The organism is Paenibacillus lacisediminis (assembly GCF_046567315.2).
Window position 1 is genome coordinate 64866 of record NZ_JBKIAX020000026.1, and the last position, 10403, is coordinate 75268.

General features: G+C 54.1%; 9 protein-coding genes and 1 tRNA gene. 5 read left to right on the forward strand and 5 right to left on the reverse strand.

Features of this window, described 5'->3' with window-relative positions:
* Positions 1–158 precede the first annotated feature (158 nt).
* From ACLD72_RS30205 to uxaC, 5 genes are all read left to right on the forward strand, one after another.
* Positions 159–1133, forward strand: coding sequence for an ABC transporter ATP-binding protein (locus ACLD72_RS30205; protein WP_411002856.1), 975 nt, complete (start codon positions 159–161; stop codon positions 1131–1133).
* Positions 1130–1981, forward strand: coding sequence for an ABC transporter permease (locus ACLD72_RS30210; RefSeq protein ID WP_411002857.1), 852 nt, complete (start codon positions 1130–1132; stop codon positions 1979–1981). The genes ACLD72_RS30205 and ACLD72_RS30210 overlap by 4 nt, the downstream gene beginning before the upstream one ends.
* A complete protein-coding gene (locus ACLD72_RS30215) occupies positions 1978–2784 on the forward strand; it encodes an ABC transporter permease (protein ID WP_411002858.1) in 807 nt (268 codons plus the stop codon). The genes ACLD72_RS30210 and ACLD72_RS30215 overlap by 4 nt, the downstream gene beginning before the upstream one ends.
* A 417-nt stretch (positions 2785–3201) precedes the next feature.
* Positions 3202–4254 carry an ABC transporter substrate-binding protein gene (locus ACLD72_RS30220; protein WP_458476485.1) on the forward strand — a complete coding sequence of 351 codons (1053 nt, stop codon included), beginning with the start codon at positions 3202–3204 and terminating at the stop codon, positions 4252–4254.
* Between the two features lie 580 nt (positions 4255–4834).
* Complete coding sequence (gene uxaC, locus ACLD72_RS30225) at positions 4835–6244, forward strand: glucuronate isomerase (RefSeq protein ID WP_411002859.1); 1410 nt, start codon at positions 4835–4837, stop codon at positions 6242–6244.
* 61 nt (positions 6245–6305) lie between these two features.
* Here the strand turns inward: uxaC and ade are convergent, their stop codons facing one another.
* The 5 genes from ade to ACLD72_RS30250 form a co-directional block, all read right to left on the reverse strand.
* Positions 6306–8099, reverse strand: coding sequence for an adenine deaminase (gene ade / locus ACLD72_RS30230; protein WP_411002860.1), 1794 nt, complete (start codon positions 8097–8099; stop codon positions 6306–6308).
* A 320-nt stretch (positions 8100–8419) separates the two neighbouring features.
* Positions 8420–9016 carry an ATP-dependent Clp endopeptidase proteolytic subunit ClpP gene (gene clpP, locus ACLD72_RS30235; RefSeq protein WP_128631053.1) on the reverse strand — a complete coding sequence of 199 codons (597 nt, stop codon included), beginning with the start codon at positions 9014–9016 and terminating at the stop codon, positions 8420–8422.
* A gap of 301 nt (positions 9017–9317) precedes the next feature.
* Positions 9318–9392, reverse strand: a tRNA-Arg gene (locus tag ACLD72_RS30240).
* 107 nt (positions 9393–9499) lie between these two features.
* Positions 9500–9757, reverse strand: a complete 258-nt coding sequence (locus tag ACLD72_RS30245; RefSeq protein ID WP_411002861.1) for a hypothetical protein — start codon at positions 9755–9757, stop codon at positions 9500–9502.
* A 159-nt stretch (positions 9758–9916) separates the two neighbouring features.
* The coding region (locus ACLD72_RS30250) for a transposase (RefSeq protein WP_458476486.1) at positions 9917–10403 on the reverse strand (487 nt) is incomplete at its 5' end.

Below are 10403 nucleotides of genomic sequence, written 5' to 3' on the forward strand. Positions count from 1 at the left end.
GGCTTTTTTTTCTTAAGATAAATATAAGTGTAAGCTTCGAAGTTGCCGACGTCTTTTTATCATAAGAAAAGTGCCGCTAAACGCGGTTTTACCTCCTATGGGAGCACGCTGTGGGGCGTTTTTCCCATGACAGAATGACTAAAGGAGTTGATGCATCGATGATTGAACTGGCTGCGGTGGAAAAACACTTTGCGGGTCAGGTTGTCGTGCATCCGCTATCGCTCACCATAAAGGAAGGGGAATTCCTGACCTTGCTGGGCCCGAGCGGCTGCGGCAAGACGACGATTTTACGCATGATAGCGGGTTTTGAACATCCGACGTCGGGAAAAATCCTGCTGGATGGGACCGACCTGACGAATCTGCCTCCCAACCGCCGGGATTTGAACCTTGTGTTCCAGCATTACGCTTTGTTCCCGCATATGACGGTAGAGGAGAATATTGCATTTGGTTTGAAAATGAAAAAAATGCCGGCTAAGCAGCAGAAGGAACGCATTCAAGAGGCGGTGGAGATGACGCAGTTGACCGCACTCGTCAAACGTTACCCGCACCAGTTGTCCGGCGGGCAGCAGCAGCGGGTGGCAATCGCCCGGGCGATCGCCAACAAGCCCCGCGTTTTGCTGCTGGACGAGCCGCTTGGAGCGCTGGATCTGCAGCTGCGCAAAAGCCTGCAGGCCGAGCTGAAGCAATTGCAGCGCAGCCTGGGTATTACGTTCGTGTATGTAACGCACGATCAGGAGGAAGCGATGATGATGTCCGACCGGATCGTCATCATGAACAGCGGCCGAGTGGAGCAAATCGGCACGCCGCGGGAAATTTACGCTTCGCCGGCAACGCTGTTCGCCGCTACTTTTGTCGGCGAAAACAATATCTTTTCGCTGGATGGGCGGCTGTTTGCGGTGCGGCCGGAGAAACTCCGGACCGTCTGCGGCAACGGCATCGCCAGCGCCAAAAGAAACGGAGAAGTGCAGGATGTGCTTTATTTGGGGAGCGTTCATAAATTGATCGTCCAGCTGGATAACGAGCCGATGACCGTTTCGATCGTGCTGGACGCGGCGGATGACCATCCTTATCAAGTCGGCGAGCAAATCGGGGTGGATTGGAAGCCGGAGGACGAGGTGATCATCGGGTCATGAAAAAATCGAGCCTGAGCCTGCTCCCGGTTCTGCTGTGGCTGAGCCTGTTTCTGGTGGTTCCGATGCTGATCGTCGTAGGCATTTCCTTCATGGGCCGCGACAGTTTGGGCAATGTGGTGCTGGACTTCAAATTCGACGCCTACGCCATGTTTTTCGATCCGCTTTATTTGGGGATTTATTGGGATACGATCGTCTTGTCCGTGCTGACGACCGTCTTCTGTCTGCTGCTGAGCTATCCGCTGGCCTATTATATTGCCAACGCCGGTCCGCGCATGCAAACTTGGGGACTGGTGCTGATTACGGTGCCTTTTTGGATCAATTTCCTGATCCGCACTTACGCCTGGGTGCTGCTGCTTCGTACCCAAGGGGTTGTCAATGAACTGCTGCTGGACTTCGGCTTGATAGCCGAACCGCTGCAGATGCTATATACGCGGGGCGCGGTGCTGCTCGGCATGGTATACACGTTTATTCCGTTTATGGTGCTGCCGATTTACGTTTCCCTGGAGCAGATGGATAAGAAGCTGCTTGAAGCCGCCAGTGATTTGGGCGCTTCGCGTTGGCGGGCGTTTTGGCATATTACGCTGCCGCAGACGAAATCGGGAATTATGACCGGATCGGTGCTGGTCTATGTTTCGACGACCGGCATGTTCGTCGTCACGGATATTCTGGGCGGCGCGAAGTCGGCGATGATCAGCAACATCATTCAAAGCCAGTTCCTCGGGGCGCGCAACTGGCCGTTCGGCTCGGCGCTGTCGGTGATTTTCGTCATCACCTCGCTGATTCTGATTGCGCTGTTTAACCGGGCGATGACTTCACGGTATCAGACCGTGCGGGAGGTGGGCTCATGAAGACGAAAAGCCATCCGCTGCTGGGCATCCATTCCCTAATCATGATGATTTTCATTTATGTGCCGATCGCGTTTATTGTCGCCTATTCGTTTAACAGCTCCAGGCTGGCCGCGGATTGGAGCGGGTTTACGTTCGATTGGTACGTGTCCCTGTTCGATAATCGGCATGTGATGGAGGCGCTCAGCAACAGTTTGACCGTAGCGGTCGTTTCCACGATCGTTTCCACGCTGCTGGGCACAATGGCCGCGCTGGCGATGCGTAAGGTCGGCAGAAGGACCAAGGCCGGTATGGGCGGGCTGCTGTATATGCCGATTATCGTCCCGGATATTATTATGGGTTTGTCCTTGCTGGTGCTGTTTACTCAGCTTCATATGCCGCTGGGCAAAATAACGATTATGATCGCACACATTACGTTCAGCTTGTCATATGTTTACGTCGTCGTCTCGACCCGGTTGTCCGGCATGGGCGGCCAATTGGAGGAAGCGGCGCAGGATTTGGGCGCCGGAACCTGGCAAACGTTCCGCCACGTGACCCTGCCGCAAATTTTGCCGGGCATTGTCTCTGGAGCGCTTATCGCTTTTACGCTGTCGCTGGACGACTTTATGGTTAGCTTTTTTGTCAGCGGACCGAATTCGACAACGTTGCCGATTTATATCTATGGCCAGGTGAAACGGGGTATTTCCCCGGAAATTAACGCGCTTTGTACGATTTTGATTCTGGTTACGGTAACGCTGATCTTCCTGGCTCAATTTGCGCTGAACCGCGGCAAGGGGCAAAAAAAGCAGTCGGTGCTGCCGTTTTAGGAAGCGCTGGAGATGCTGGCTGATGTCACTGGACAAAGGGGCTTGCTGGTGCGGACACATTTTGCCCCGGCGAACTTTGGAGGCGAGATGTCGCTAAGGGCGTAGTCACGACATTGGAGATACATTTTCTAACCACAACAATATTCTAACGGTTGCCACAAGCATTATTTGTTCCAAAAACGTTGATTTCAGATTGTAACGGTTGCCCTGGCGCTTATTTCCCTTAAATCTGGCTATTTTGCTTAGATTCAGGACAATAACGCCGCTCACAACCGTTACGATTTAGAAAAGGTCTATTTTCGGAAAATAGCCGCTGTTTCAACCGTTAGATTTCCGGGAAGCTTTTCCGGGGAATCTTGGGCAAAAAGTAATGCAGCAACAATAACATGATGAAAGAAGGAGAAAGGAGACTGAGAATTGAAAAAAATGAAATGGGCCGGCTTGCTGCTGGCGGTAACGATGATGGTGGGGCTGCTGGCCGGTTGCGGCGGCGGCTCGTCTAAGGAGACACTGAACATTTACAGCTGGGCGGACAACTTCGATGAGGAAGTGCTGGCGCAATTCGAGAAGGAATACAACGTGAAGATCAATTACGACGTGTTCGCCAACAATGAGGACCTGCTGGCCAAGATCAAAGCCGGCGGGGGCGGCTACGATTTGATTCAGCCTTCCGACTATATGGTGTCCACAATGATCAAGCAGGACCTGCTGGCTCCGCTGAACATGGATAACATCCCGAATTTCGCGAACGTATCCGACGCCTACAAGAATCCGTCATTCGATTCCGGGAATAAATACTCGATCGTGTATACTTCCGGCGTAACGGGGATCGCTTACAATAAGAAATATGTGAAAGACGAAATCAACAGCTGGGAAGACCTGTGGAACCCCAAATACGCGGGCAAGGTGATCCTGCTGGATGACAACCGTGAAGTTATCGGCATGGCGCTGAAAAAGCTCGGTTACTCTAACAGCTCGACCAATGAAACGGAAATCACTGCGGCTGTCGATGAGCTGAAAAAGCTGCTGCCGAGCGTATTGGCCTTCGATACCGACAACATCAAGCAAAAGATGATTCAGGAGGAAGGCTGGATCGCGACGGTATGGTCCGGGGACGCTTCCTACATCGCCAAGGACAATCCGGATGTCGCTTACGTGGTGCCGAAGGAAGGCGGTACGATCTGGTCGGACAACTACGCGATTCCGAAGGACTCCCAGCACAAGGAGCTGGCTGAGAAATTCATCAATTTCATGCTGGATCCGAAAGTCAGCGCGAAAAACTACGAAGCGATCGGCTACAGCGACCCGAACACGAAAGCGGCGGAATTCCACAGCCAGGAATATATGAACGACAAGATGATCAATTTGACCAACGATGAGTTGTCCCGCACCGAGTGGCTCGGCGATGTGGGTGACAAGCTGCAGGTTTACGACCGCTACTGGACGGAATTGAAGAGCGGCCGCGAGTAACGGTTAACATAGGAACACATAGGAACAGTGTCATGGATTTCCCGAGGCGGGGACCGTGGCGCTGTTCTTTTTTTAATTCCGGGCATGGTAGAGGGCGATGCGGTGGTAGAGAGGGGGGGGAGAAGAGGGACGTGGGGGCTAAGGGACACCAGAGCCGTTATTTTCGAAAAAACGGAGGTTTGCAAAATGTAACGGACACGGAAGACCTTATTTACCTCAAATGGCCCTGGAAGAACTGGTTTAGAGCGAAATAGGGGCGTTGGTGTCCGTTAGGCTGGGAAATACCCGGGAAATGGGCGGATAAGGTCGCTGGTGTCCGTTAGAGCAGTGTCCAAAGTTTAGGAAGAGCCTCCAATCGCTCCAAAGTAGAAGTAAGGGCCATTAATAGAGCTAGAATAAAAAGGACGCCGTCAGGCGTTTTTCTTATGGCGGGGCATATCCGTTTGAACGGTCCTGGGAGAGTTTGTTCTTGCGTTTCGGAATAAAACGATTACAATAAAATCAACTACTCATGTTAACGTTAACATCCATTTTATATTATGAAATCTATCAGGTTGAAAACCGAAGGGAGCACGGGGAAATGGCGAAGACGTTTTTGGGGAAAAATTTTTTGCTGAACAGCGATACGGCGAAGGAGTTGTATCATCAATACGCCAAGGAACTGCCGATCATCGACTATCACTGCCATCTGAGCCCGCAGGAGATTTACGAGAACAAGAAATTCCGCAACATTACCGAGGCTTGGCTGGGCGGCGACCATTACAAGTGGCGGGTGATGCGCGCCTGCGGCGTTGACGAGGAGTTGATCACCGGCGGGGCGGACGATTACGACAAGTTTCTCGCGTGGGCGAAAGTGGTGCCGCGGCTGCTCGGAAATCCGCTGTATCATTGGACGCATCTGGAGCTGCAGCGGTTTTTCGGCATTGATGAGCTGCTGAACGAACGCACGGCGCCGGCGATTTGGGAGCGGGTTAACGCCCTGCTGCAGGGTGAAGGGTTTGGCGCACGGGATCTGATCAAGAAATCGAAGGTAACCGTCGTATGCACCACCGACGACCCGGCGGATTCGCTGGAATATCATTTTAAAATCAAAGAGCTGGAGGATTTCGACACGAAGGTGCTGCCGAGCTTCCGGCCGGATAAATTTTTGGAGATTAACCGCGACACGTTCAAACCGTGGCTTGCCAAGCTGGAAGCGGCGGCGGGCAAGCCGATCGCCAGCTATAGCGCGCTGCTGGACGTCTTGCGGGAGCGGATTGAGTTTTTCCATGAAGCGGGAGGACGCGTGTCTGACCATGCCTTGGACACGATCGAGTACCAGGAGACGAGGCTGAGTGAAGTGGAGGCCATTTTCGACAAGGCGCTCAAGAAGGGCAGCGTCACTCCGGCGGAAGAACGGAAGTACAAGTCCTTCACGATGCGTTTCCTGGGCAAGGAGTACGCCGAGCGGGGCTGGGCGATGCAGCTGCATATCCATGCGCTGCGCAACACAAACAGCGCGATGCTCAAACGGCTCGGACCGGATACCGGGTATGATGCGATCAACGACGGTCCCGTCGCCGCCGCGCTGGCCGGCTTGCTGAACGCGCTGGAGCGTGACGGGGCACTGCCGAAGACGATTTTGTATTCGCTGAACCCAAACGATTATCCGGCGCTCGCCAGCATTATGGGCTGCTTCCAGGGCAACGGTGTTCCCGGCAAAATCCAGTTTGGCACGGCCTGGTGGTTCAACGACAACAAGGATGGGATGCTCGAGCAGATGAAGACGCTGGCCAATCTCGGCGTGCTGGCGCAGTTCATCGGCATGCTGACCGATTCGCGCAGCTTCCTGTCCTATACGCGGCATGAGTACTTCCGCCGTTTGCTCTGCGATGTGCTCGGCGAGTGGGTGGAGCGAGGCGAAGCGCCGAAGGATTTCGAGCTGCTCGGCACCATGGTGACCGATATTTGCCATGATAATGCCAAACGGTATTTTGCTTTTCCGGAGTAGAAGAACGGAGAAGGAAGGAGATTTAAACATGCGGACGGCCGGGGTGGCCGTCCGCATTGGTTTATACGATTTCCACCGGGATCAGCCGGAATTCATTCACGTCCGCGAGTCCGCGGTTGGTGATGCGGAGCTCGGGAATGACCGGCAGGGCGATCAGCGAAAACGTCATGAATGGCGCGTTCAGCGTGCACCCGAGCTGCTGCCAGGCGGCCTCCAGCTGCTTGACCTGCGCGGCCACCGTTTCCAGCGGCTGATCGGACATCAGGCCGGCGATCGCCATCGGCACGGCGGCCAGCACTTGCCCGTCCTGCACGGCGATCATGCCGCCGCCCAGCTTGGCCAGCTCGTTCGCGGCGAAGGCCATGTCTTCCGCGTTTGCGCCCATCACGAGCAGGTTGTGGCTGTCATGCGCCACCGTGGAGGCGACGGCGCCCCGCTTCAGCCCAAACCCGCGGGCAAACGCCAGCGAAATATCGCCGGAGCCGTGATGGCGGTCGATGCAGGCCAGCGTAAGGACATCCTGCGCCAGATCGGGCTGAATGAAACCGTCCGCCACCTTCAGGCTGGCGGTTCCTTTTTGCGTCCGCGCGCTGTTTTCGATCACGTCGACGACATGAACTTTCGTCTCGGCCTTCCCGCTTTGGCTGGCCAGCAAGAAATCGCCGGGCTCCAAAGGACGGGCCAAATGCACCGAATTGCGCGCGCGCTCCGGATACGGATACGCCGGGAAAGGCACGCGCAGCTCGCCGCTATCGTAAACGACGGTTCCGTCCGCAATCACGGTGGACGGCTCCATCCGTGTTAGATCGCCGATCAGCAGCAGGTCGGCGCATTTTCCCGGAGCGATGCCGCCCACGTCGCCGTCCACCTTGAAATAACGGGCCGTGTTGATCGTGCCCATTTGAATCGCGGTCACTGGCTCCACGCCTTCCTCGATCGCGCGGCGCACGACATGGTTCATGTGGCCTTTTTCGATCAGCGTCTGCGGGTACACATCATCGGTGACCAGCATGATGTTCGCCGTATCCGCATGATCTTCGGTCACCACCTTGATCACTTCCTTCACATCGTGCCAGGCGGAGCCCTCGCGGATCATCAGATGCATGCCGAGGCGCAGCTTCAGCAGCCCCTGCTCCCGCGTGACCGTCTCGTGGTCGGAGGTGACGCCGGAGGCGATATACGCTTGCAGCATGCGCTCATCTTCACTGGGGAAATGGCCTGTGACCGTTTTGCCCGCTTCCATCGTCGCCCGGATCTCTCCGCTCATTTTCGCATCCCCGTACACGACGCCGGGGAAGTTCATCACTTCGCCCAGCCCCTCCACACCGTCCCAGGTCATGCCTTCGGCGATGTCCTTGGCTTCCAGCGCCGCCCCGGCGTCTTCCAGGTGGTCGGTGGCCGGTACGCAGGACGGGAACGTGGTGAACACCTTCAGCGGCAGCCCCTGGCCTTCCTCGTGCATCCAGCGCACGCCTTCGGCTCCGAACACGTTGGCGATCTCGTGCGGATCCATAAACACGCCGGTCGTCCCTTTGGCCAAAGCGGCCTTGGCAAACTCGGTCACCGACAGCATCGTACTTTCCACGTGCATATGACCGTCCAGCAAACCTGGGGCGATGTAACGTCCCGCGGCGTCGATCACGGCCGTTTCCTCGCCGATCGTATGCCCGGCGTCCCCGACGTAGGCGATACGTCCCTGGGCCACGGCGACATCCGTATGCGGCAGCAACTCCCCGGTGTATACATTAACTAAAGTGCCGTTTTTGACGACCAAATCGGCTTTCTTTTTCCCGATGGCCACTTCCGCCAAAACCCGGCTGACTTCATACAGCTTATTTCTTGCAGCAGGTTTCATTCCCCGGTTCACTCCTTTTCTCTTTGATATTACTATTCTAAGTTGAACTATTGATTGTGTGGATAAGGGCAGCCGTGCGAAATGTTCTTACGATCGCTGTTGCTCCCAGATTTCTATGATTAAGCAGATTCATACAAGGTAGAAATCCGGTCACAAAGGCGACCACTGCCGTTTCTTCAGAATCATTTCACACTCTTGCCTAACTCCCACATTTCTCTATTTCAACTTATATAGCCAGCTCTTAAGCCTAATCATAACAAAAAAGGCTGCCCTACGAACAGTGTCCTGTCGTTGGGGCAGCCTTCACCTCAGAACCGGCTTTAAGCTTTCGCCGGATTTACTTTTTCGATGACTTGGTCAACCAGGCCGTATTCTTTGGCCTCGAGAGCGCTCATGAAGTAGTCGCGGTCGGTGTCTTTTTCGATCCGTTCCAGCGGCTGGCCGGTGCGCTCCGCGAGAATGTGGTTCAGCTTGTCGCGCATTTTCAGAATGCGGCGGGCGCGGATTTCAATGTCCGTTGCCTGGCCTTCCGCACCGCCAAGCGGCTGGTGGATCATAATCTCGCTGTTCGGCAGGGCGTAGCGTTTGCCGGGAGCGCCGGCGTTCAGCAGGAACGCGCCCATGGAAGCGGCAAGGCCGACGCAAATCGTGGAGACGTCCGCTTTGATGAACTGCATCGTATCGAAAATGGCCATGCCTGCGGTAATAGATCCGCCGGGGCTGTTGATGTAGAGGGAGATGTCTTTCGTCGGATCTTCCGCATCCAGGAACAGCATTTGAGCGATGATGGAGTTGGCTACGACGTCGTTGACTTGCGAGCCCAGGAAAATGATCCGGTCCTTCAGCAGTCGGGAATAAATGTCGTAGGCGCGTTCGCCGCGGTTGCTTTGTTCAACGACCATAGGAATATAACTCACCGATAAAACCTCCTTAAATTTGGAGTGGCTGCGGGCAGTTATCCGGCTTCCGGCGTATGTATGGGCCACTTCACCCGGATCGCTTGCACGGCAGCTTCTCGCTTGGGATGAGATTGCTTTAAAATCGGTTCGATCAATCATCAGAATTGACGGAAACGATCGATTATAACCTCATCATAAACAATTTATTAGCAAAAGTCAAAGATAGTCAAACTCAGAGGATAAAAAAAGCCCAATGTCATTGATACAGTCATTCAGGCGTTGGAACTCAGCGTTTGGTTATTTAGCTGTCGGTTAAGTATGGCGCGCCCGCGAGGAATCGAACCTCGATCTCAGGCTCCGGAGGCCTACGTCATATCCATTGGACCACGGGCGCAAATCGCAATTTTAGCGTGCAAAATTGATTATATGGTATCGCTCAAGGAAATGCAAGTGGTATTTCTTAGCTTGGACAAAAATTCGCAGCAGACTAACGCTGGCTTATTATTCGTTGGCCCATTTCAGCAAAGTCATCCGCCCCGAGGCGCTGCGTATTTCGTCTGCTTCAAGCCGGAACGTCGTGCGCTCAGTTGCGTCTAAAAATACGGACGGCTCGATTGCCGCCGCCGTATTTTTAAACGATGGAGAGGGGAGGAGAAGAGGGACCTGGAGGGGGCTAAGGGACACCAGAGCCGTTATTTGCGAAAAAACGGAGGATTGCAAAATGTAACGGACACAGACGACCTTATTCACACTAGCCATGCAAACAACCTGACATGAAAAGTTGAAATTATGGTCCAATTACTATTTTGGTAATTAATGAAATATATTTACAGGTTTGTTTCGGTCTTAGATTCAAAAAGGAGAATGTCCGTGGAGAAGTGGCACAGTTTTCCTTTTAATGGAAATATGCAGTTCGACCTATCGCACGATAACTTTCTTTTGAACCGGTTGCGGCTCACGGGGAGCCGGCAAGCGCTGCCTGCCTTTAGAGGTGCGCGACGGTTTTCGTTCTAGCGCCTGTAGTAACGCCGCCCACGGATAATGGGCATAGATGCGTATCAGCTTAAGGACCTCCCATGCAGTCTTTGAGGTCGCGGTCTGAAGGCGAACGAGCGTGCAGAGCGCAAATGCAATGAGCACCAAGTACAACTGATTCCAGATGCCCTGTGGTGAGTAGCTAAACACCTTCACCATCCGCAAGTGCTGCTTGATCCATTTGAAGAACAGTTCGATGAGCCAGCGATACTTATACATCTGTGCAATTTCCACTGCGGGGACCTCAAAGCAATTGGTAATCAGGAAATACTCCTTCTCTTCTTCGTCGCGAAAGACGATGAGCCGCAACCGACGACTGCATTTGTTGAGGAGTACTTTGCGATCCGACACGATGAAGCTCCGATCGGCT